General features: G+C 47.0%; 20 protein-coding genes, 1 tRNA gene and 1 riboswitch. Of the genes, 12 read left to right on the top strand and 9 right to left on the bottom strand.

Going from position 1 to position 21,969, the window contains the following annotated elements:
• Window positions 1-88: 88 nt before the first annotated feature.
• The 6 genes from hemW to IJ369_RS05950 all read left to right on the top strand — a co-directional run bounded on the left by hemW (window position 89) and on the right by IJ369_RS05950 (window position 7,682).
• Window positions 89-1,225 (top strand): radical SAM family heme chaperone HemW, encoded by a 1,137-nt coding sequence (gene hemW, locus IJ369_RS05975; RefSeq protein WP_290717195.1) that lies wholly within the window; start codon window positions 89-91, stop codon window positions 1,223-1,225.
• 152 nt (window positions 1,226-1,377) lie between these two features.
• On the top strand, window positions 1,378-2,427 hold the full coding sequence (hrcA, locus tag IJ369_RS05970) for a heat-inducible transcriptional repressor HrcA (protein WP_290717194.1): 1,050 nt from the start codon (window positions 1,378-1,380) through the stop codon (window positions 2,425-2,427).
• A gap of 24 nt (window positions 2,428-2,451) precedes the next feature.
• Window positions 2,452-3,033 carry a nucleotide exchange factor GrpE gene (grpE, locus tag IJ369_RS05965; protein ID WP_290717270.1) on the top strand — a complete coding sequence of 194 codons (582 nt, stop codon included), beginning with the start codon at window positions 2,452-2,454 and terminating at the stop codon, window positions 3,031-3,033.
• Between the two features lie 51 nt (window positions 3,034-3,084).
• A complete protein-coding gene (gene dnaK / locus IJ369_RS05960; RefSeq protein WP_290717193.1) occupies window positions 3,085-4,920 on the top strand; it encodes a molecular chaperone DnaK in 1,836 nt (611 codons plus the stop codon).
• 96 nt (window positions 4,921-5,016) lie between these two features.
• Window positions 5,017-6,195: a molecular chaperone DnaJ gene (gene dnaJ / locus IJ369_RS05955; protein ID WP_290717191.1), complete on the top strand. Its 1,179-nt coding sequence runs from the start codon at window positions 5,017-5,019 to the stop codon at window positions 6,193-6,195.
• Window positions 6,196-6,388: 193 nt separating this feature from the next.
• Window positions 6,389-6,469: riboswitch (NiCo riboswitch) on the top strand.
• 49 nt (window positions 6,470-6,518) lie between these two features.
• Window positions 6,519-7,682, top strand: a complete 1,164-nt coding sequence (locus IJ369_RS05950) for a cation diffusion facilitator family transporter (RefSeq protein WP_290717189.1) — start codon at window positions 6,519-6,521, stop codon at window positions 7,680-7,682.
• A gap of 68 nt (window positions 7,683-7,750) precedes the next feature.
• Here the strand turns inward: IJ369_RS05950 and IJ369_RS05945 are convergent, their stop codons facing one another.
• The 7 genes from IJ369_RS05945 to IJ369_RS05915 all read right to left on the bottom strand — a co-directional run bounded on the left by IJ369_RS05945 (window position 7,751) and on the right by IJ369_RS05915 (window position 12,473).
• Entirely contained in the window at window positions 7,751-8,296 is a 546-nt protein-coding gene (locus IJ369_RS05945; RefSeq protein WP_290717187.1) for a hypothetical protein, read from the bottom strand.
• Between the two features lie 7 nt (window positions 8,297-8,303).
• A complete protein-coding gene (locus tag IJ369_RS05940; protein ID WP_290717185.1) occupies window positions 8,304-9,254 on the bottom strand; it encodes an ABC transporter substrate-binding protein in 951 nt (316 codons plus the stop codon).
• An 82-nt stretch (window positions 9,255-9,336) separates the two neighbouring features.
• Window positions 9,337-10,047, bottom strand: a complete 711-nt coding sequence (locus IJ369_RS05935) for an ABC transporter ATP-binding protein (RefSeq protein WP_290717183.1) — start codon at window positions 10,045-10,047, stop codon at window positions 9,337-9,339.
• Window positions 10,034-10,801: an ABC transporter permease gene (locus IJ369_RS05930; RefSeq protein ID WP_290717181.1), complete on the bottom strand. Its 768-nt coding sequence runs from the start codon at window positions 10,799-10,801 to the stop codon at window positions 10,034-10,036. The genes IJ369_RS05935 and IJ369_RS05930 overlap by 14 nt, the downstream gene beginning before the upstream one ends.
• Window positions 10,802-11,003: 202 nt before the next feature.
• Window positions 11,004-11,627: a hypothetical protein gene (locus IJ369_RS05925; protein WP_290717178.1), complete on the bottom strand. Its 624-nt coding sequence runs from the start codon at window positions 11,625-11,627 to the stop codon at window positions 11,004-11,006.
• 170 nt (window positions 11,628-11,797) lie between these two features.
• Entirely contained in the window at window positions 11,798-12,268 is a 471-nt protein-coding gene (locus IJ369_RS05920; RefSeq protein WP_290717175.1) for a TspO/MBR family protein, read from the bottom strand.
• A 117-nt stretch (window positions 12,269-12,385) separates the two neighbouring features.
• Window positions 12,386-12,473: transfer RNA gene (locus IJ369_RS05915), tRNA-Ser, on the bottom strand.
• 201 nt (window positions 12,474-12,674) lie between these two features.
• Between IJ369_RS05915 and IJ369_RS05910 the strand changes: the two genes are divergently transcribed.
• From IJ369_RS05910 to IJ369_RS05900, 3 genes are all read left to right on the top strand, one after another.
• Window positions 12,675-14,651: a DNA gyrase/topoisomerase IV subunit B gene (locus IJ369_RS05910; protein ID WP_290717173.1), complete on the top strand. Its 1,977-nt coding sequence runs from the start codon at window positions 12,675-12,677 to the stop codon at window positions 14,649-14,651.
• Window positions 14,652-14,683: 32 nt separating this feature from the next.
• Window positions 14,684-16,912 carry a DNA gyrase subunit A gene (locus tag IJ369_RS05905; RefSeq protein WP_290717171.1) on the top strand — a complete coding sequence of 743 codons (2,229 nt, stop codon included), beginning with the start codon at window positions 14,684-14,686 and terminating at the stop codon, window positions 16,910-16,912.
• A 293-nt stretch (window positions 16,913-17,205) separates the two neighbouring features.
• A complete protein-coding gene (locus tag IJ369_RS05900) occupies window positions 17,206-18,861 on the top strand; it encodes an S-layer homology domain-containing protein (RefSeq protein WP_290717168.1) in 1,656 nt (551 codons plus the stop codon).
• A gap of 48 nt (window positions 18,862-18,909) precedes the next feature.
• Here the strand turns inward: IJ369_RS05900 and IJ369_RS05895 are convergent, their stop codons facing one another.
• Together IJ369_RS05895 and IJ369_RS05890 are read right to left on the bottom strand one after the other, a co-directional pair.
• Window positions 18,910-19,560: an SGNH/GDSL hydrolase family protein gene (locus tag IJ369_RS05895; protein ID WP_290717166.1), complete on the bottom strand. Its 651-nt coding sequence runs from the start codon at window positions 19,558-19,560 to the stop codon at window positions 18,910-18,912.
• A gap of 57 nt (window positions 19,561-19,617) precedes the next feature.
• Window positions 19,618-20,076, bottom strand: a complete 459-nt coding sequence (locus IJ369_RS05890; RefSeq protein WP_290717164.1) for a LytR/AlgR family response regulator transcription factor — start codon at window positions 20,074-20,076, stop codon at window positions 19,618-19,620.
• Window positions 20,077-20,296: 220 nt separating this feature from the next.
• Between IJ369_RS05890 and spoIIIAA the strand changes: the two genes are divergently transcribed.
• Genes spoIIIAA through spoIIIAC form a run of 3 tightly spaced genes read left to right on the top strand, consistent with a single transcriptional unit; the run spans window position 20,297 to window position 21,958 of the window.
• Window positions 20,297-21,235, top strand: a complete 939-nt coding sequence (gene spoIIIAA / locus IJ369_RS05885; RefSeq protein WP_290717162.1) for a stage III sporulation protein AA — start codon at window positions 20,297-20,299, stop codon at window positions 21,233-21,235.
• Entirely contained in the window at window positions 21,232-21,750 is a 519-nt protein-coding gene (locus IJ369_RS05880) for a stage III sporulation protein AB (protein ID WP_290717160.1), read from the top strand. The genes spoIIIAA and IJ369_RS05880 overlap by 4 nt, the downstream gene beginning before the upstream one ends.
• Before the next feature lie 13 nt (window positions 21,751-21,763).
• The gene (gene spoIIIAC, locus IJ369_RS05875) at window positions 21,764-21,958 is read left to right on the top strand and encodes a stage III sporulation protein AC (protein WP_290717156.1); all 195 of its coding nucleotides are present in this window, start codon (window positions 21,764-21,766) and stop codon (window positions 21,956-21,958) included.
• Window positions 21,959-21,969: the final 11 nt, after the last annotated feature.

The raw sequence follows: 21,969 nt of genomic DNA, 5'->3' as shown, positions 1-21,969 counted from the left end.
GTGGAAGTGAATCATATGTTTATTGATGGTTCTCATATTTGCCAGTTCCACCAGAATCTGACAAGAATGATCGAGGAGCTGAAATAATATGAATACGGTTGGTTTATATATACATATCCCCTTTTGCAGGCAGAAATGCCTTTACTGCGATTTCCCTTCCTGGGCAGGGAAAGAAAGCCTGATGCAGGCCTATGTGGATGCCCTGACGGCAGAAATCAAAGCCAGAGGAAAAGAATATCCCAATAAAAAAGTCGTTTCCGTATTCTTTGGCGGCGGTACGCCTACCACGCTGGAGATTCCCCTGCTGGAGCAGCTGATGCAGGCTGTGTTTGCAAGCTGGGACATCGCAGAGGATGCGGAGATCACAACGGAAGCCAATCCCGGCACGTTGGATAGAGAAATGGCAACTGCCCTGAAGAAAATGGGCTTCAATCGCCTGAGCATGGGTGTGCAGGCATGGCAGAACAGGCTGTTGAAGGACTTGGGGCGTATCCATACCATTGAGGGATTTTTGGAGAATTACAAAGCAGTTAGAGAAGCAGGCTTTGAAAATGTAAACGTGGATCTGATGTTTGCTTTGCCAAATCAGACCATGGCGGACTGGCAGGAAACAGTGAAAAATATCACTGCTTTAGAGCCTGAACATATTTCTGCTTATAGTTTGATTATTGAAGAAGGGACGCCTTTTTTTGAAAGATATGAAAAAGGCCAGCTGGAGCCTGCATCGGAAGAACTGGACAGGAAAATGTATCACTGGGCGGTGGATTATCTGGCGGAAAAAGGCTACGAGCAGTACGAAATTTCCAATTTTGCGAAGAAAGGCAAACAGAGCCGCCACAATCGTATCTACTGGCAGGCGGAGGAATATCTGGGCATGGGGCTGGGTTCCCACTCCTATATGGAAGGGGAGCGCTTCCATAATATTTATGATCTGCAGGAATATATCGCTGCCAATGGAGATGTTTCCTTATTAAAAGAAGATATCGAAATCATTACAGAAGAAGACGCTTTGGCGGAATTTATGTTTCTTGGGCTGCGTTTGACAGAAGGCGTTTCCTTTGCAAGATTCCGTGAACGTTTTGGGAAGGAAATGCAGGAAGTTTACGGCGGGCAGATGAAGGAATTGAAACAGGAAGGATTGCTGGAAGAGAATGCAGAAGGCATCCGCCTGACGAGACGGGGCATCGATGTGAGCAATGTGGCTTTTGAAAAGTTCCTCTTGTAAACAAATCGTGAATAATTTCTTAAAATACCATAAAATTGAGACTTTTTTTAGATTTAGCACTTGACATCCTTGGTGGCTAGTGCTATCTTTATATACGTAAGTTAGCACTCGAATTGAGTGAGTGCTAATAAAATGGAAAAGGAGGCGACGGTATGGCTTTAAACGACAGAAAAATACAAATTTTGCAGGCCATCATCAATGACTATATTGAAACGGCGGAACCCGTCGGTTCCAGAACCATTGCCAAGAAATATAACTTAGGTATCAGTTCTGCGACCATCAGAAATGAAATGAGCGACCTGGAGGAAATGGGCCTTATCTTACAGCCCCACGCATCCAGCGGTCGTATCCCTTCCGATATGGGTTACAGACTTTATGTTGACCATCTGATGCAGCAGAAGGAGCTGAGCCAGGAAGAACAGAAATATCTGCAAAGTGTGATTTCCAGAGATATCAGCCAGATAGACTATCTGATGGAAGAAACGGCGAAGGCATTGTCTCTTCTGACGAATTATACAACATTCGTTTCTGAACCTGTGGGACAGAGAACAAGGATCAAACAGATCCGTTTGCTGCCTTTGGACAGCACATCCTTGTTGCTGGTCATTGCAACGGGTGATAATTTCATCAAGAACCATGTCATCAAAATGGACAGTGTGCCTTCCGAAGAAAAGATCTTTTACATGGGCATCTGCCTGAACAGAGTGTTGCAGGGATGCGCACTGAATGAGATCGACGGCGTAGTCATCAGCAAGATACAGGCAGAACTGCAGGAATATCAGGAACTGCTGCAGCCCATCCTGAAGGCCATCGAAATCACGATGCGGGCGGCAGAAAAGGTTCAGGTACACATGAGCGGTGCCAGAAATATGCTGGCTTTCCCTGAATTTTCTGATATCCAGAAAGCGAAATCCTTGTTCCAGACACTGGAAGAAAAGGATCAGCTGGTAACATTGCTGGAAGAAAGCAAAGGGAATGACATCCAGATTCTGATCGGCAGTGAAAACAGTGTGCAGGGCATGAAGGACTGCAGTGTCATCACGGCAACGTATAAGATGGGGGATAATACCAGAGGTACCATCGGTATCGTGGGCCCCACCCGAATGGATTATTCACAGGTCATTTCCGTTCTGAATGGAATGGTGCAAAATATTGAAAATGTATTACGGAACCTATCCGATGGGAATAACAAAAATACCTAGAAATGAGGGAACAACGTGGAAGAAATGAAAAAGGATGAAAATCTGGAAACACAGGAAGCTGTTGTGGAAGAAACTGTGGAAACAGTAGAAGAAGCAGCAGAAACTGTGGAAGCAGCAGAGGTGCTGGAAGAAGCGGAAGTTGTGGATGAAACAGCGGAAAAGATCGCTAAACTGGAACAGCAGGCTGCGGACAATCTGGATAAATATCAGAGAACACTGGCGGAATTCGACAACTTCCGCAAACGTACGGTAAAGGAAAAAGCCGGCATGTATGACGATGGCGTGAGAAGCACAGTGGAAAAACTGCTGAACGTTATCGACAATCTGGAAAGAGCCGTTGCCGTACAGGAAGGCAAAGTTGACGAAAACGATGCGTTCTTCAAAGGCGTAAAAATGACCTTGACGCAGTTCCAGGAAGTTTTGCGTGGCATTGGCGTGGAAGAAATCAAGGCACTGGGCGAAAAATTTGACCCTAACCTGCACGCGGCAGTGGCCCATGAAGACGATGAAAACTACGGCGAAAACGAAGTGGTTCTGGAAATGCTGAAAGGTTATAAGTATAAAGATAAAGTGATCCGCCACAGTATGGTTAAAGTGGCAAACTGATTTTAGGCAACTGGAAAATTAACATTGTATATTCTTTAGGAGGAATTTATCATGGGAAAAATTATTGGTATTGACTTGGGTACAACTAACTCTTGTGTAGCAGTTATGGAAGGCGGCCAGCCTGTTGTTATCGTAAACAGTGACGGCGCAAGAACAACTCCTTCCGTTGTTGGTTTCGCAAAAAACGGCGAAAGACTGATCGGTGAAACAGCAAAACGTCAGGCGATCACAAACCCCGACAACACAATCAGCTCCATCAAGAGCCACATGGGTGAAAACTATAAAGTAAACATCGAAGGCAAAGGCTACTCTCCTCAGGAAATCTCTGCTATGATCCTGCAGAAACTGAAAGCAGACGCAGAAGCTTACCTGGGCGAAACAGTAACAGAAGCAGTTATCACAGTTCCTGCTTACTTCAACGACTCTCAGAGACAGGCTACAAAAGACGCTGGTAAGATCGCTGGTCTGGATGTAAAACGTATCATCAATGAACCCACATCCGCAGCTCTGGCTTACGGCCTGGACAACGAAAACGAACAGAAGATCATGGTATACGACCTGGGCGGCGGTACATTCGACGTTTCCATCATCGAAATCGGCGATGGCGTTATCGAAGTTCTGGCAACAAATGGTAATACACATCTGGGCGGCGACGACTTCGACCAGAGAGTCATCAACTTCCTGGTAGATGAATTCAAGAAAGCAGAAGGCATGGACCTGTCCAAAGACAAAATGGCTATGCAGAGACTGAAAGAAGCTGCTGAAAAAGCGAAAAAAGAACTGTCCACAGTAACATCCACAAACATCAACCTGCCTTTCATCACAATGAACCAGGATGGCCCCAAACATCTGGATGTAACACTGACAAGAGCAAAATTCGACGAACTGACACACGACCTGGTAGACGCTACAATGGGCCCTGTAAAACAGGCTCTGAGCGATGCTGGCCTGTCCACAGGCGAAATCGACAAAGTTCTGCTGGTTGGTGGTTCCACAAGAATCCCCGCTGTTCAGGATGCAGTTAAGAAATACACAGGCAAAGAACCATTCAAAGGCATCAACCCCGACGAATGCGTAGCAGTAGGTGCTGCAATCCAGGGCGGTAAGATGGCTGGCGACGAAGGCGCAGGCTCCATCCTGCTGCTGGACGTAACACCTCTGTCTCTGGGTATCGAAACTCTGGGTGGTGTTGCAACAAAACTGATTGACAGAAACACAACAATCCCTACAAACAAAAAACAGATCTTCTCCACAGCAGAAGACAACCAGACAGCAGTAGATATCCACGTTGTACAGGGTGAAAGACCTCTGGCTAGAGATAACAAAACTCTGGGTCAGTTTAAACTGGATGGTATCGCTCCTGCAAGAAGAGGCGTTCCTCAGATCGAAGTAACATTCGACATCGACGCAAACGGTATCGTAAACGTATCCGCAAAAGACCTGGGCACAGGCAAAGAACAGAAGATCACAATCACAGCTGGTTCTAACCTGAGCGATGAAGAAATCGACAGAGCTGTAAAAGAAGCGGAACAGTTCGCAGAAGCTGACAGAAAGAGAAAAGAAGCTATTGATGCAAAAAATGAAGCTGACTCTCTGATCTTCCAGACAGAAAAAACAATGGAAGAACTGGGCGATAAACTGGATGGCACAGACAAATCCACAGTTGAAGCTGAACTGAGCAAACTGAAAGACGCTGTAAAAGACCTGACACCTGAAACAATGACAGAAGCAGATACAGAAAATGTAAAAGCTGCAACAGAATCCCTGAAACAGGAATTCTACAAACTGTCTGAAAAACTGTATCAGCAGGCACAGGCTGCACAGGGCGGCGCAGATGCAAACGGTGCAGGCCCCGATGTAGTTGACGGCGACGGCAAAGAAATCTAATCGAGAATATCAGTCCGAGATAAGAGAGGGCGGGAACGTACCCGCCCGCTTTCTCGTTAAGAAATAGGGGAAGACCCCGGCAAGGTGGTGAGAAAGTTGGCAAATAAAAGAGATTATTATGAGGTACTGGGCGTAAAGAAGGATGCCACAGAAGCGGAGCTGAAAAAGGCCTACCGTAAAATGGCGGTAAAATACCATCCTGACCAGAATCCCGGGGATAAAGAAGCAGAAGAAAAATTCAAGGAAGTCAACGAAGCATACGAGGTACTGAGCGACAGCCAGAAACGTGCCCAGTATGACCAGTTTGGTCATGCAGCCTTTGAACAGGGCGGCATGGGCGGAGGCGGCGGCTTCTATGGTCAGGGCTTCGATATGGGCGACCTGGGCGATATCTTCGGCAGCATGTTTGGCTTCGGCGGCGGTTTTGGCGGCGGCAGCGCAAGAAGAAACGGCCCCAGACGAGGCAAAGACGTAAACGTAAGCATCCAGCTGACCTTCGAAGAAGCTGTTTTCGGCTGTAAGAAAGAAATATCTGTAGCGATTTATGACCAGTGTGATACCTGCCATGGCACAGGCACCAAGGAAGGTACCCATGCGGAAAGCTGCCCTACCTGTAACGGTACTGGTCAGGAAAGAGTGATGCAGCAGTCCATGTTTGGTGCTGTAACATCCGTAAGAACCTGCTCCAAATGCGGCGGTACAGGTAAGATTATCAAAGATCCCTGCAATACCTGCCGTGGTACTGGTAAAGTACGCAAAACAAAGAAATATGAAGTTAATGTACCTAAGGGTATCGATAACGGTCAGACCATCCGTCTGGCAGGCAAAGGCGAAATCGGCGAAAACGGCGGTGGCTACGGCGATCTGCTGGTAACGGTATATGTGCAGCCGAATCGCGTATTTATCCGTAAAGGCTTCGATATCTATTGCGATGTGCCTATCACATTCGTACAGGCAGCCCTGGGCGGCGATATCATCATCAAAACCATTGACGGTGAACAGAAATATACCATCAAGCCCGGTACACAGCCAGATACAGTGGTGACACTGCGTGGTGTGGGTGTGCCCAACCTGAGAAATCCTAAGGTAAGAGGTAACCAGATTGTGACACTGAAGGTGAAGATCCCTACAGATATGAGCGAAAGACAGAAAGATCTGCTGCGCCAGTTCTATGGTGATACACCTACAGCTACAGTGGAACCCGAATCTGTAAAAGAAGAAAAAGAAAAGAAATCCTTTACGGAAAAAATGAAAGATTTGTTTAAGGATGATTGATAAAAAGCTCCTGCTTCCAGATGAGGCAGGAGTTTTTTGTGCGTTGAAATGGGGAGTAGGATATGGTAAGATGAATGAAACGATAAATTGGAATTCGTAATTGAGAAAAAAGATTTTTTGACACCTTGACAGGAAGTTAGGAATAAGATATCATCATAGGAATATTTTGCACTGCATTGAACCAACCACTCATACAGTACAAACTGAGCAGGCAGCGGGAAACCGTGTGGCCGGGCATTTATTGCAGCGGATGAAAGGCATCTGCGGGACAGTTTATATGTTCCTGCAGATGCTTTTTTAATATCATTTTTGGAGGTAGGAAAATGACAAAACTTCTACTGCGATTATTTGTGAAAGACTATCAGAATACAGAGGATATGCGGGTGCGGGCTTCTGTGGGGAAGCTGGCGGGTGCAGCGGGCATTGTTTGCAACTGCATCTTGTTTCTGGGGAAGCTCTTGGCAGGGCTGATGGCGGGCTCTGTCGCCATCATTGCCGATGCGGTGAATAATTTATCCGATGCATCCTCTTCTGTGGTGACGCTTTTAGGGTTCCGCCTGGCGCAGCAGCCTGCGGATGCAGACCATCCCTATGGCCACGCCAGATATGAATATTTATCGGGATTGGCTGTTGCAGTGCTGATCCTGGTCATCGGCGTGGAACTGGTGAAATCTTCTGTGGGGAAGATCATCCATCCCGAGCCGGTGGATTTTTCCCTCATTACCATCGCCATTCTGGCAGCATCCATTCTGGTGAAGCTCTGGATGTCTCTGTTTTTTGGCACTCTGGGAAAGAGAATCAACTCTCTGACACTGCAGGCTACTTCTGTGGATAGTCGAAACGATGTGGTTTCTACTGCAGCAGTTTTGTTGGGGTGTCTGGTAGGGTATCTGTTCCATGTGAATATCGATGGCTATGTGGGGTTGCTGGTGGCGCTGTTTATCCTCTATTCCGGGGTGAATACCGTGAAAGAGACCGTTTCCCCCTTGCTGGGAGAACAGGCAGAGGTGGAGCTGGTGGAAAAGATCAATAAACTGGTTCTGTCCCATGAAAGGGTGTTGAATGTACATGATCTGTTGATCCATGATTATGGCCCGGGCAGATGCTTTGCTTCTATCCATGTGGAACTGAGTGCACGGATCGACCCGCTGGCGGGGCATGACATCATCGATACGATCGAATGTGAAGCGCTGGAAAAGCTGAATGTGCATTTGGTCATCCATTATGACCCTGTGCTGACGGATGATGCTGAATGGAACGACATGCATCAGGTGATGGATGAAATCATGCAGGAGGTGGCGCCGGAGGTATCCATGCATTGCTTCCGTATCGTGGGCGGAGCAAAGCAGAAAAATCTGGTATTCGACCTGGTGGTGCCTTATGAGACAAAGCGGCCCAATTGGGAATTGAAACAGGAGATAGACAGAAAGCTTCTGGAGAGAAAAAAAGACTATGGAACGATCATTCGTTTCGATGGGAAAGAATAAAGAAAAGCGAGAAGATGGATGTCCATTTTCTCGCTTTCTTTTTGTGAGGAGTAGTTTCTATAGGATGTTTATAAAAGTACGAACAGATCGCTGCTGTCTGCCGCAAGGATGGCTTTGCTCAGCTCTATGCGCAGTTGCTGCAGGTGGTCTGTTTCTGCCTGGGTGATGGGTTCGCCGCTCTGGCGTTTTCTATGCATTTCTGCGGAGCAGCGGAAAAATTCTTCGGGGATGGCGCCGTCTTTCACCGCCAGCTTTACCAGCTTATCCTTTGTGCCACATTCGAAATAATATCTGCCGCCGCCAGGAGCCATAGGGCCTGTTTTATCCAGGCTGTAGGCTTTATCCAACCGCAGGGAATCGTTTTCCACGACGCCAAGGACTTTCGTAACGGTGTCGATGATACCACGGCCATTTTCGCCAAGGCCGCTGTAGAAGCTGCACTGTCCTCTTTCGGGGATGGTCTTCAGGACGTCTGTGAAGACCCACTGCAGCATACGAAAGGCAAGGGCGACCCCGCCGGGCATGGCGCCGCCATGATGGGCGAGAAGCTCCTCATAGGTAAAGGAGAGGAGGGGGCCGTTCTTGCGGACAGTCACCATATTTTTTGCGTCCATTGTTTGATTATTCATAGAACAGAGTATTTACATCCAGTTCATTTTCGATCATGCCGGATTCGAACATGAAATCTGCTGTGTTCTGGAAACCTGCTTTGTCTGCTTCTGTCAGTTCTGTGGAGAAATCATAGTATTCGTACATTTCGGCCACTGCTGCTTCATCAAGGTCGAGAGCCGCAGCAACGATCGCCAGTGCTTCTGCTTCGTTTTCGCTGATGAAGGAAGCGATTTCATCCTGTGCTTCTTTCAGTTTTTCGATGATTTCAGGATGCGCATTGTAGAATTCATCTGTTACTGCCACTGCGATGATGGCGTCGATCAGACCTTCACCATCTGCGATCAGGTGGTAACCCTGCTGTTTTGCCTGATATGCTGTTGCGCCAGCCACCAGAGCCACATCCAGGCTGCCGCCGTCCAGTGCTGCTTTTGCTTCGGGGATGGACATATTTACATAGTTTACATCGTCAATTGTCATATCTGCTGTTGCCAGATAGGAAACCAGCAATTCATGCAGGTTTGTGCCTGTGGGACCTGCAATTGTTTTGCCGCGCAGGTCTTCGGGGGAAGTGATGCTTTCATCCTGTGTATACATGCAGAAAGCCTTGGGAGAGCGGCTGTACATATTCAGAACTTTGATATCTGCATCATTTGCTGCGGAAAGGATAACGGATGTTGCGCCTACGGCATACAGCACCTGTACATCGCCGGAAGCCAGTGCCTGTGTCTGGTCTGCGCCGGATGTCAGTTCCGCATATTCTACGGAAATGCCCATATCTTCAAATGTGCTTGCGAAGATGCCTTTTTCCTTTTCAATGATGGAAGGCACGTTCAGGGGGGATGTTACATAAGTGAATGTCAGCTTATCCAGGGATTCTTCTGCGGAACCGCCGCCGCAGCCTGTCAGTGCTGTTGCAGCCATCAGGGCTGCCATTGCCATACCAATAAATCTCTTTTTCATGTTGACCTCCTAAAATAAGTTTCTTTTCTCTTTTATTTTTCTCTTTTATATGGTAATGCTGCCCTTTGGCAGCGAAACCTCATTATAAATCCAACTGTTCTATAATTTCCCTTTTCAGCTGGATAAATGCATCTGCCAGCAGATCTCTTTCATCGCTTTCTGTTTCGATGAGGAATTCCTTTTTGATCTGCCCGTCTTCGATGACCACGATCTTATGCCCCAGAAGCAGGGCCTCGTCGATGCTGTGGGTCACGAAAAGGATGCTGGCACCGCGGCTTTTCTGCAGGCGGATCAATTCCTTCTGCATCTGGTCGCGGGTGAAGTAATCCAAAGCGGCGAAGGGCTCGTCCATCATAATGAAGGATGGATCATACGCCAAGGCCCGGGCGATGGCAACGCGCTGCTGCATGCCGCCGGAAAGCTGATTGGGATAGGCTTTTTCGAAGCCGCTCAGGCCAACAGTGTCGATGATGGATTGGATAGCCGTATCATCGCAGGGCTGTTTTTTCAACCCGAATTTTACGTTGTCCCAAACATTCAGCCAGGGCATCAGACGGGATTCCTGAAAGACAAAGGCCGTTTTATGGGCGACATCGAAATTGATTTCGCCGGAATCGGGAGATTCCAGATCGCCCACCAGACGAAGCAGAGTGGTTTTCCCGCAGCCGCTGCGACCCAGGATGACCGTGATGCTTTTTTCGGGGATCTGTAAGTTGATACCCTTCAAAACATGGATGGTATGGTCGTCCACGGGATAGGTTTTCTGTATATTTTTCAACTCAATTCCAGCCATTTTCACCATTCCCTTTAAATAGTTTTCTCAACAGGATACCAAAAATTTTATCTGTCACCAGGCCGACGATGCCGACTACGAAAATACCCACAATGACTTTATCCGTACGGCTCATTTCCTGAGCAAAGAGGATCATGTGGCCGATACCGCTGGATGCGGCGATCATTTCTGCGCCGATGATGGCGCGCCAGCTGTAGCCCATGCCGATACGCATACCGACCAGAATATCAGCGGAAGCGTAGGGCAGGATGATGTGTTTGAATTTCTCGAATTTTGTATAGCCGAAGGCATCGCCCACTTCCAGCAGCTTCTTGTCGCAGCCGGTAAAGCCTTTTACAATGTTCAGATACATGGGGAAGAAGGACGCCAGTACGATGATGACAGTTTTTGTAGTTTCCCCAATGCCGCACCAGAGGATGAGCAGGGGGATCAGGCTCAGCGGGGGCACGTTGCGGAAAAACTGAACGATATAGTCATAATATTTTTCCGAAGCGGGCACCAGAGAACGGAACATCCCCAGAACAAAGGCCAGCAGAAAGGCGATGGAAAAGCCTTTCAGGATGCGGACCAGAGAGATGATGACATCTTCGAAAATTTCACCGGAGACCAGCATTTTCAGAAAACTATCAAAAACCTTTTCCGGTGTCGGCAATACATATGTACTGAATATGCCCAATCGGCAAATGATGAACCATGCGGCGAATACGGCGATGATGCCGATAAAAGGCGCAAGGGCCGAGAGTGTTTTTTTCATGTAAATTCACCTTTTTCTGTATATAAAAAGAGTCCGCGCGAAAAAGCGCAGACTCTGAAAAGGGTGCAGTTGTCCCTGGGTTTCATCATGCTTGTCTGAACGCCTTTTTGCTCAGGTGTTACCCTTTGCGGTTAGCACGTTTTTTGTCAGTATAACATGCTTGTTGCAAAAAGAAAAGAGGGTAAAACTGATATGTTTTGGTTCAATTTGCAGATATTTTCACACCGTCGCCGTTATGGCAGCCATCTTTGCAGAAGAGCAGCTCGACTAGGTCGGTGTGATGCAATTCCTCGCTTTGAAAGAGTTCCCGAATCTCTGTTTCCCCTGTGACGGAGTGGTGAGAGAAGCCTAGTCCTTCAAAAAAGCCGGGAGGAATAGGACTTTTCTCTAAGGAAGTGGCAGCCGGTTCGCTGCCTGTGATGCGCAGAAATTCATTCCAGGGCAGGAATGTCGTTTCCGGCAGGGCAAGGGCGTTGCCCATATCCGCCAGAGCTTTGCAAGGGGTGGTGATGATTTTTTCTGTGCCGCGAAGGTCTTCTCTCTGGCTGATTTCCCGCCCACAATGGATGAGGATGGGTTCGATTTCGGGTATCGTGACAGCGGAGGAGATGCCGCTTTCTTTTACCAGTTCGAGAATTTTCGGACAGCGCATATCCATCACGGGAAGAGAAGAATCTGCTACGGCAGCTTTATATTTTTCTTTTACAATATTGATCCAGTTGGTGGAAACAGTAACTGCCGTATAGCCGTTTTTCTGTAAAAAGGCAGATAACGCGGCTGGTGTGTACATGCTTTCCGTAACTGGGTTGATCCATATATATTTCATATAAACTTCCTTTCTGGCTATCGCCAAAGGGCATAGTCAAGAAAGTTAACATACGCTAACTTTGTATGAAAAAGCATATCATGTGTAGTTTGAGAAGTCAACGGCCAATATATAGCATTTTAATGGGAATTATTCTCAAAAAGAAAAGCCATCCATGGAGGATGGCATACTCAGCGGTTTAGAAACCAAATTGAAAAATTGAGAATTGCGGCGAAGCAGCACCACAGCAGATAGGGGATTTGTAAATAAGCTGCAACGGGGCGGATGGAACGAAAGGCATTTATCATCCGGATCACCAGTGCGATGAGCAAAAGCAGCCAGAAAAATGCAATGAGATACCAATGCAGTCCAAAGAAGATTACGCTCCAGAAGAAATTGACCGCCAGTTGACCGGCATATATCTTCAATGCTGTTGTTTTATTCCGGGTATCCGATTTCCAGATCAAAGCCGATCCGATCCCCATGAGGACGTAGAGGATGGTCCAAACGATGGGGAAAAGGATTTCCGGTGGTGTAAACCACGGTTTTCTTTGTGTTTTGTAGAATGGCATGCCTTTGACGGTGAAAATAGCAGCGATGCCGCCTACTGCCAAAGGGATCAGGATAGATACGATATAGGGGAGATACTTTCTTTTCTTCATATACATCACCATTTTATAGTATGCCAAGAGCGACGGTTTTTATGCAGAAAAGATAGGCAGATCTTATAAAATCAGGCGTTTCCCTTATTTTAAGGAAAACGCCCAAAAAAACTGTTACGAGGACGGAGGGATTCGAACCCTCGCGCCGGTTGCCCGACCTATCAGATTTCGAGTCTGAACTCTTCAACCACTTGAGTACGTCCCCATGGGTATAATTATGAAATAACTTATACATTATACCAGTCAGGCAGATTTTTTGCAATCTGTTTTGGAGAAAGGAGGACAGAAATTAAAAGTGTTCGCTTGACACATCCTTCCAACTCCTGTAAAGTTAGATATAGTGGGGCAGACTGTGTTTATTTCAAGATATTGGGTCTGCCAGAAATGAAACAAAGCAGGTGTCGCTATGAAGAAGCAGCAAAATTCAAATTATAATAACGAAAGTATCACTTCCCTGAAAGGGGCGGATAGAGTCCGTCTGCGTCCCGGGGTTATTTTTGGTTCTGATGGTCTGGATGGGTGCGAGCATGCCTTTTTCGAAATCCTCTCAAACTCCATTGATGAGGCAAGGGAAGGCTATGGCAGGAAAATCGAAATCATTCGATATAAAGACCAGTCCATCCTGGTAAAGGACCATGGCCGTGGTATCCCTGTGGATTATAACCCCAAGGAAGACCGTTTCAACTGGGAGCTGGTTTTCTGCGAACTGTACGCAGGGGGTAAATATCAGAACAATACAGGTGAAAACTATGAGTTTAGCTTGGGCCTGAATGGTCTGGGTACCTGTGCGACCCAGTATGCTTCCGAATTTATGGATGCGGTGATTTACCGTGATGGCATGTGCTATCAGCTGCATTTCGAAAAGGGCGAGAATGTCGGCGGTCTGATGAAGGAAGCGGCGGAAAAACACCCGACTGGCACACAGATCACATGGCGCCCCGACAGAGATGTTTTCACAGATATCCGTATTCCTCTGGAATATTTTCAGGATGTGCTGAAAAAACAGGCGGTGGTAAACGCGGGTCTGCTGTTTGAGCTGTACGATGAAGAAAGCGGCGAAACTTTCCACTACTGCTATGAAAACGGTATCAAGGATTATCTGGCGGAACTGAGCGGGGATAAAGGCCTGACTGCCGTCCACTATCTGCAGACGGAAACCAAGGGCCGAGACCGCGAGGATAAGCCGGAATATAAGCTGAAATTTGAAACGGCTTTTTGCTTCAATAACCACGTAAATGTGCTGGAATATTACCACAACTCCAGCTTTCTGGAATATGGCGGTTCTCCTGACAAAGCGGTCAAAAATGCTTTTGTCTTTGCCATTGATAAATATTTGAAAAACAACAATCTGTATAAGAAGGATGAAAAGAAAATCACCTTTACAGATGTGGAAGATAGCCTGATCCTGGTCATCAATTCTTTTTCTACGGTGACCAGCTATGAAAACCAGACGAAAAAATCCATCACCAATAAATTCATTCAGGAAGCTATGACGGACTTTTTCCGTCAGCAGCTGGAAATCTATTTTATTGAAAACAAGATGGATGCGGATAAGATCGCGGCCCAGGTGCTGGCAAATAAGCGCAGCCGCGAAACAGCAGAAAACACCCGTGTGAACATTCGTAAAAAGCTGACAGGCAATCTGGATATGAATAACCGTGTGGAAAAATTCGTCAACTGCCGCACGAAGGACGTAACAAGACGTGAAATCTACATCGTGGAAGGCGATTCCGCTCTGGGCTCCTGTAAACAGGGCAGAGATGCGGAATTCCAGGCGATCATTCCCATTCGCGGTAAGATACTGAACTGCCTGAAGGCGGATTATAATAAGATTTTCAACAACGATATCATCATTGACCTGATGAAGGTTCTGGGCTGCGGCGTGGAAGTGAAATCCAAGCACGATAAAGGTCTGAATTCTTTTGATATCAATCAGCTGAGATGGAGCAAGGTCATCCTCTGCACCGATGCGGACGTAGATGGTTTCCAGATACGTACTCTGCTGCTGACGATGATTTACAGACTGGTTCCTTCCCTGATTTATGAAAAGAAAGTCTATATCGCGGAATCCCCCCTGTACGAAATCCGTCACGGGAAGGATAAATATTTTGCCTATACCGATGCGGAAAAGGCGCAGATCACGTCCAAGCTGAAAGGCAAAGTGAAGATCAAACGTTCCAAAGGTCTGGGCGAAAACGCAGCGGAAATGATGTGGGAAACAACGATGAACCCCGAAACCAGACGCCTGATTCTGGTAACGCCCGATGAAGCGGAACGTACACAGCAGATTTTCGAACTGCTGCTGGGGGAAAACCTGTCAGGCAGAAAAGAACATATCGCTGAAGAAGGTCACAAATATTTAGATATGATCGATTTGAGCTAATGCTTAATTTGAAATAGAAAGACGGTATTACAATGGCTAAGAAAAAAACAACAAGCAAAAAAGAATACCATGATAATTTCATACAGGAACAGAAAATAACGGATACGCTGGAAATCAACTACATGCCTTATGCCATGAGTGTCATCGTTTCCCGCGCCATTCCCGAAATCGACGGTTTCAAGCCTTCCCACAGAAAACTCCTTTATACCATGTACCTGATGGGCCTCTTGAAGGGCGACAGAACCAAATCTGCCAATGTCGTAGGGCAGACCATGAAACTGAACCCCCACGGCGACGGCGCCATTTACGAGACTATGGTGCGCCTGACCAGGGATAACGAAGCCCTGCTGGTGCCTTTTGTGGATTCTGAGGGGAACTTTGGTAAATATTATTCTAAGGACATGGCGTATGCTGCGTCCCGTTATACGGAAGTAAAACTGGAAGGTATTTGTCAGGAAGTCTTTGCGGATATCGACAAGAATACAGTAGATTTTGTGGATAACTACGACGGCAGTATGAAAGAGCCTGCTCTCCTGCCCACCACATTCCCTAATATTTTGGCGAATCCCAATCTGGGCATTGCCGTTGGTATGGCGTCCTCCATCTGTAGCTTCAATTTGGCGGAGCTCTGCGAGGCAACAGCAAAATTCATCAAGGATGATACCATTGATTTGTGCGAGCATCTTTCTGCACCTGATTTTTCTACCGGCGGTGAACTGATTTATAGCCGGAAGGACTTGGAGCAGATTTATAAAACAGGCCGCGGCAGTGTGAAATTGCGGGCGAAATATCGTTATGATAAAAAGGATAACTGTATCGAAGTATATGAAATTCCTTATACAACCAATATCGAAGCCATTGTAGATAAGATCATTGCGCTGGTAAAGGCGGGCAAGATCAAGGATATCACTGATGTGCGAGATGAATCCGACCTGAATGGTCTGAAAATCGCCATCGATCTGAAACGTGGTACCAATGTGGAACTGTTGATGCACAAGCTTTATGCCATGACACCACTGGCGGATAGTTTCAGCTGTAACTTTAATGTCCTCATCAAAGGCAGACCCATGACTTTGGGCGTGGGGGATATCCTGAAACACTGGACGGAATTCCGTATGGATTCTATTCGCAGACAGATCGCTTTCGATATCCAGAAGAAATCTGATAAATTCCACCTGCTGCAGGGTCTGGCGAAGATTCTGGCAGATATTGACAAGGCCATTGCTATCATCCGTAATACGGAAGAAGAAAAAATGGTCGTACCTAATCTGATGACAGGCTTTGATATCGACGAGATCCAGGCGGAATATATCGCTGAGATCAAACTGCGTAACATCAACAAAGAATATATCATCAAACGCATCGAAGAACTGAAGATTCTGGAAGAGGATATCAAAAATCTCAATGAGACGCTGAAATCCGATGCAAAGATCAAAAATATCATTTGCAAGCAGCTGCGTGCTGTAGCGAAAAAATACGGCAAGGAAAGAAAGACAGAGATCATCCACGAAGATGATGTGACGACCCTGACGAAGGATGACTTTATTGAAGATTATCCCGTACGTTTCTTCCTGACGAAGGAAAACTACTTCAAGAAAATTTCTCAGGCATCCCTGCGTATGGCCGGGGAACAGAAGATGAAGGAAGAAGACGTGATGCTGATGGAACAGGATGGTATGAATCGGATGGAACTGCTTTTCTTCTCTAATCAGCAGAATGTGTATAAAATGAAGGCTTCTGATATCGCCGACACAAAAGCCAGCGTACTGGGGGATTATCTTCCAAATCTGCTGAATATGGAAGCGGAGGAAACCATTGTTTATATGGCGGCAACAGCCGATTACACAGGGCAGATGGTATTCTTCTTTGCCAACGGCAAGGCGGCAAAGGTGCCTTTGAATGCTTACGAAACAAAAACAAACCGTAAGAAGCTGATCAATGGGTATTCTTCTAAGGCGGAACTGGTTCGTATGGCAAAGATCGACGAGGAAAGCGACTTCATCCTGATGCGCAATACGGATAAGGCGACTCTGATGAATACAGAGCTGGTTCCTTCCAGTGCCACGAAAAACGCCACCGGCGTGCAGGTCTTCACGCTGAAGAAAAACAGCACCGTGACACAGGTATTCACCAAAGAGGAATTCCTGACGGAAGACCATGAATATTATCGTACAAAGAAAATTCCTACTACAGGCCATTTTATTCAGGAAAAAGATAAGGCGGCAAACAACCTGCCTGGTCAGATGGCATTGGGAGAATAAAAGAACGAGCCGAAGTGATTCGGCTCTTTTTTTGCGTCAAAATGGTGGAAAGATTCCGAAATTTGTGCATTTTGATGGTTCTTGTGGAGAGAAAAACACGATTTTCCTTGCCAATATGGAATTTTGTGTTATAATAAAATACAAACGTATGTTCATAAAATTGTAACAGAATCGAAAAAACCTTGAAACAGTTTTGCGGAAAGGTTAAGAAAAGCGGAGAGGAAAAAGCCGAAAGGCTTGTTTTTATGTATAAGTTTTTTTAGAGCTCCGCTTTCCGAGAAAGGATGAATCTTATGAAACGGTTTGCAGCGCTCCTCCTTGCGGGGGTAATGTGTATCACGGCTGCAGTGCCTTCCTTTGCTGCCATTGAAACCAATGCGGGCAATTGGGCAAAGCCTTCTATGGAATTTGCCTATCACGAAGGTCTGCTGACGGATGCGGAACTGCAGAAGGCAAAATCGCCCATGAGCAGAAAAGAATTCTGCAAGATGGTCATGCGCTTTTTGAATGTTACGACAGATCAGGAATGGAAAGCTACACAGGCTACCCCTTTTTCTGACTGCGACGACAAAGATGTGATTGCGGCTTATGAAGCGGGCATCATCGGCGGGGTGGAACCCGGCGTATTCGCCCCTGACCGCACGCTGACCAGAGAACAGATGGCGATCATGGTAGCTCGTGTGCTAAAGACCTGCGGTGTTGACTTGACAAATGAAGCGGTAAAGAATCCTTTTACCGATACGGCTTTGCTCTATGATTCCTCTAACAGATACATCGACCAGCTGTACGGCGCAGGTATCGTTTCCGGTTATGAAGACGGCACGTATGGCCCTTTCCGTGAAATGACGGTGCAGGAAGCGGTGGTTTCTTTCGTAAAAGCATATCGCTATGCTTTGGAACAGACAGGAGGAGAATTGACACCTGTCGTACCCGAAGAACCTGAAGTTGTCGTACCCGAAGAGCCGGAGGCAGTTGTTCCTGAGGAACCTGAAGTGGTTGCACCCGAAGAGCCAGAGGTAGTTGTTCCTGAGGAACCCGAAGTGGTCGTACCTGAAGAATCTGAGGTAGTCGTACCGGAAGAAACGAAGCCGGAAGAATCCCAACGGGAAGTGACAGCCGCAGCGGAAACAGAGACGGTGACTGTGGGAGAAAAGAAGATATCTCTGAACTGGACGGCAGAAGAACTGAAAACAGTCTGGGGCGAGCCCGACCGTATCGATGAATCGATTTATGGTCTGGATAGATATATTTATCTCAACGACTATGTGGATTATTTCTTTGCGACGTTTAAAAATGGCGAAGTAGTTGAAATTTTTGTACCCGGAACGGATTTTTCCTATATGAGTATGAATGGCAAGGGGACGATGGCGGATATTGAAAATCTTGCCTATGTCAGCAGCGCGGAACACAGCGGCGTGATTTACAATGAGCTATCTGAGGCAAGAGTGCCTTTGGATTATATGGGCAATATCTGTGGCCTGTTGCTGCAGACAAAGGATTTTGTGCAGACAAAAGACCCTATGAGTACCTTGCAGTATACCACAAAGGGTGATATTGAAATGCAGCTGCTGGATCTGATTCAGGTACGCAGAACAGAAAAAGGATTGCCCTTACTGGTTTGGGATAAAAAACTTTGGGACGTGGCGAGAGCCCATTCTGAAGATATGACTTCCAATAATTATTTTGATTATACCGGCTCCGATGGCTCTACGCCTTTCGGACGTATTATGGAGCGTGGGAAGGAATTCCTGACAGCTTCCGAAACCATTGCCAGACAGCGTGGCGATGTGGTGAATATCTATCAGGAATGGATGCGCACAGCTTCCAAGCATAATGGCCTGATGGACAGCACCATGCAGGAAGTGGGTATTGGCGTTTCTTCCAAGACAAAGGTGCTCCATGTGACCGTTGACCTTTGCGGCCAGGGCACACAGATGAACAAAAAATAAACAGAAAAAAGAAAGCCTTGATTCAAAAGAATCAGGGCTTTTTTGCGTTTAAAAATCTTTTGTCAGTTCTAATATCTTTTTCTCCATCAGGGCATAGAAGACGTCATAGCCTGCATTGCTCCAATGGACACCATCAAACTGGAACAGGGCATCATAGGCTTCGAAGCCATTCTTTTCTTTGACTTCCATGAAAGCGGAATAGATATCGATGACGGGACAACCATAGCTTTTTGCCAGTTTCAGCACGATATCCCGATACAGCTCCAGACGATCACTGGTGGTGAAAGGGTAAAAATCTGTATCCACCACAGGGGGAGGCGTAATGAGCAGGGGCAGGCAATAACCTCCGTTGAAATCCTTTGCGTCATGCTTCGTTGCAAGCAGTTGTTCCAGCATGAACATCATGTTCTGTTCATATTCCCAGGGAGTACGATACTGGCCTTCGTTGAGAGCACTGTCGTTGGAACCAAGCAGGATAGCTGTGATATGGGGTTTCAGGCGCAGTACGTTGCTGTCCAGCCTCTGGCGAGCTTCCCTGGTGGTCTCCCCATTGATGCCGCGGTTATAGACCATCCAGCGGATATTGGGGTTCTTTTCCGGCAGTTCCTTTGCCAGGCGGGAAGGATATGCCACATGGGATAATACGCCATAGCCATATGTCAGACTGTCGCCAAAGGCGACCAGGCGAAATTCTTTCATCAGGATGACCTCCTTTTTTCTTTGCTGCCTTTATTGTAACGGCGAAAAAAGGCAAAGTCAATCGGTGAAACAGTCCAGCATGGGGCCGATGACCTGCATCACGTCTTTTTTGAAGCTGCGGCTGACGAAAGCGGTCTTATTGGAGCCGAAGAAGGAGATGACCCAGGGGTCTTTTGTTTTATCGATATAGGATACGTTTTCCAGATGGATGATAAAGGAACGGTGGGTCTGTACGAAATAAGGCGCAGGAAGCACATCGCGGATGCGATACAGGGGGATGGGCAGACAGATGGAATCATTCGCCAGATGGATGATGGATTTTTTCTGCCCGCTTTCCACGAACAGGATCTCGTTGTGGGGAATGTTATAGATGCCTTTGGCTGTATTGATGCGGCAATAGGGGGGTTCCACGGCCCCTTCCTTATCCATGATATGGATCTGGTCTGTGTCTGCATATAGATCCTTAAGGGCCTGCTTTATCTCATCGTCAGAATTGGAAATCAAAATCGTATACATAAGGCTCTCCTTTTTTTGGAATAGAACGACAAAATTTCTGTCGAATTTCTTAGATTATTGATTGTATTTTATCACCATTTGTGAAAAAGTAAAACTTTTTTGCAAAAAAATAATGAAAATTTTAAATTATTTAAAGAAATTGTCATGAAATGTGAAGCAATAATTTTAGAATGATTTTGAAACTGTTACATAAGATGAGAAAAGAAGGGAGGACGAGCCGATGCAGACAGAAGCAGTTTGGCGGGCATTGCCCAGAAAGATCAGAGAACTTTTGCCGGAGGAAAGCCTTGTGGATATCCAGGAAATTCGCCTGCGGAGCGGACAGCCTTTATTGCTGAAACGGGCAGACGGGATATTTTCATTGGAAAGGAGCGGCGCGCTGCTTCCCGCGCCTTGGGAGGGCGGGATCCCTGTTTCTACAGCAGATCTGCGGGAGACAGTGTCTCTTTTGAGTGCCTATTCCCTCTACGCCTTTGAAGAGGAATTGCGGCAGGGCTACATTACCATAGAAGGGGGGCACCGGGTCGGCTTCTGCGGAAAGGCGGTCATAGAAAACGGCGAGATTCGAACTTTACGTCAGATCAATGCCCTGAATATTCGTATTGCCAGAGAACAGAAGGGGTGGGGAGAAGAATTTTTGCCTCGGCTGATGGAAAAAGATGTTTTTTGCCATACGCTTATCGTTTCTCCGCCGGGCTGCGGAAAAACGACGCTTTTGCGGGATATTGTTCGCTGCCTGAGCGAAAGAGGAAAGACCATAGGCGTGGTGGATGAACGGGGAGAGATTGCCCCTCTGCGGGATGGTATCCCCCAAATGGACGTGGGGCCTTGTACAGATGTTTTGGAAGGCTGCCCCAAAGCCAAGGGAATGGTGATGCTTCTTAGAAGTATGTCCCCTGATATCATCGCTGTGGATGAACTGGGGCGCAGAGAGGATATCGATGGGGTGGAGGAAGTTCTCAATGCAGGTGTAAAGCTGGTTGCTACAGCCCATGGACGGGACTTTGCCGATCTGGAGACCCGCCCGCAGATGCAGGCCCTCATCCGCAAAAAAGTCTTTGAAAGATATCTTTTCCTTTCCAATCGAAAGGGCGCGGGTACGGCAGAAGAAATACGGGACAAAGAAGGAAAAATCATCTGGAAGGGGGACGAGGGATGATACGACTGGCGGGCATTATGCTTGTGCTGGGGGCTACCCTATGGTTCGGGGCATATTTTGCCGCAAAGGAGAAATATCGGCTGAAAGAACTGGAAGAACTGGAACGGGGCATTCTGCTGCTGCAAAGTCAGATTGCATATCTTTCCGCCCCTTTGCCGGAGGTTTTGGAAAGCATCAGCTGGAAAACCGATGGTGTCATCGGGGGAATCTTTCAGGAAGCGGCAGAGCGCATGGCAGAACGGGACGGCGCATCGGCGGAAAATATCTGGGAAGAAGTCTGGAGAAAACAGGCGATACATACTTTCCTGACAACAGAAGATCTGGATGCGGTGCTTTTGTTCGGCAGGACTTTGGGCTATTTGGATAAGGAACAGCAGGAAGGCAGCATCCGTCTGCTTTTGCGATACATCGAACATGCTTTGGAACAGGGCAAGAAACGCTTAGAAAAAAACGGTAGGCTTTACTATGGCATGGGTGGGCTTTCGGGGCTCCTCATCGTGGTGACGCTGCTGTGAAGGGGGAAGGAAAATGGAGATCAATATCGTATTTCGCATTGCGGCGGTGGGTATTCTGGTGGCAGTGCTGAATCAGGTGCTGATCCGGGCAGGGCGAGAGGAACAGGCAATGATGACTACCCTGGCGGGGTTGGTAGTGGTGCTTTTCTGGGTCATCCAGTATATCAGCCAGCTGTTTGATACGGTGCAGACGCTGTTCCAGCTGTGAAAGGGGCGATC

The organism is Anaerotignum sp. (genome assembly GCF_017483025.1).
GTDB lineage: Bacteria > Bacillota > Clostridia > Lachnospirales > Anaerotignaceae > Anaerotignum_A.
This window is presented reverse-complemented; position numbering and strand designations above follow the sequence as displayed.

What these genes read in the sequence shown, in the direction of transcription:
- hemW (WP_290717195.1), top strand. Translation starts at nt 89, where the DNA reads ATGAATACGGTTGGTTTATATATACATATCCCCTTTTGCAGGCAGAAA.
- hrcA (WP_290717194.1), top strand. Translation starts at nt 1,378, where the DNA reads ATGGCTTTAAACGACAGAAAAATACAAATTTTGCAGGCCATCATCAAT.
- grpE (WP_290717270.1), top strand. Translation starts at nt 2,452, where the DNA reads ATGAAAAAGGATGAAAATCTGGAAACACAGGAAGCTGTTGTGGAAGAA.
- dnaK (WP_290717193.1), top strand. Translation starts at nt 3,085, where the DNA reads ATGGGAAAAATTATTGGTATTGACTTGGGTACAACTAACTCTTGTGTA.
- IJ369_RS05950 (WP_290717189.1), top strand. Translation starts at nt 6,519, where the DNA reads ATGACAAAACTTCTACTGCGATTATTTGTGAAAGACTATCAGAATACA.
- IJ369_RS05945 (WP_290717187.1), bottom strand. Translation starts at nt 8,296, where the DNA reads ATGGACGCAAAAAATATGGTGACTGTCCGCAAGAACGGCCCCCTCCTC.
- IJ369_RS05940 (WP_290717185.1), bottom strand. Translation starts at nt 9,254, where the DNA reads ATGAAAAAGAGATTTATTGGTATGGCAATGGCAGCCCTGATGGCTGCA.
- IJ369_RS05935 (WP_290717183.1), bottom strand. Translation starts at nt 10,047, where the DNA reads ATGGCTGGAATTGAGTTGAAAAATATACAGAAAACCTATCCCGTGGAC.
- IJ369_RS05930 (WP_290717181.1), bottom strand. Translation starts at nt 10,801, where the DNA reads ATGAAAAAAACACTCTCGGCCCTTGCGCCTTTTATCGGCATCATCGCC.
- IJ369_RS05925 (WP_290717178.1), bottom strand. Translation starts at nt 11,627, where the DNA reads ATGAAATATATATGGATCAACCCAGTTACGGAAAGCATGTACACACCA.
- IJ369_RS05920 (WP_290717175.1), bottom strand. Translation starts at nt 12,268, where the DNA reads ATGAAGAAAAGAAAGTATCTCCCCTATATCGTATCTATCCTGATCCCT.
- IJ369_RS05910 (WP_290717173.1), top strand. Translation starts at nt 12,675, where the DNA reads ATGAAGAAGCAGCAAAATTCAAATTATAATAACGAAAGTATCACTTCC.
- IJ369_RS05905 (WP_290717171.1), top strand. Translation starts at nt 14,684, where the DNA reads ATGGCTAAGAAAAAAACAACAAGCAAAAAAGAATACCATGATAATTTC.
- IJ369_RS05900 (WP_290717168.1), top strand. Translation starts at nt 17,206, where the DNA reads ATGAAACGGTTTGCAGCGCTCCTCCTTGCGGGGGTAATGTGTATCACG.
- IJ369_RS05895 (WP_290717166.1), bottom strand. Translation starts at nt 19,560, where the DNA reads ATGAAAGAATTTCGCCTGGTCGCCTTTGGCGACAGTCTGACATATGGC.
- IJ369_RS05890 (WP_290717164.1), bottom strand. Translation starts at nt 20,076, where the DNA reads ATGTATACGATTTTGATTTCCAATTCTGACGATGAGATAAAGCAGGCC.
- spoIIIAA (WP_290717162.1), top strand. Translation starts at nt 20,297, where the DNA reads ATGCAGACAGAAGCAGTTTGGCGGGCATTGCCCAGAAAGATCAGAGAA.
- IJ369_RS05880 (WP_290717160.1), top strand. Translation starts at nt 21,232, where the DNA reads ATGATACGACTGGCGGGCATTATGCTTGTGCTGGGGGCTACCCTATGG.
- spoIIIAC (WP_290717156.1), top strand. Translation starts at nt 21,764, where the DNA reads ATGGAGATCAATATCGTATTTCGCATTGCGGCGGTGGGTATTCTGGTG.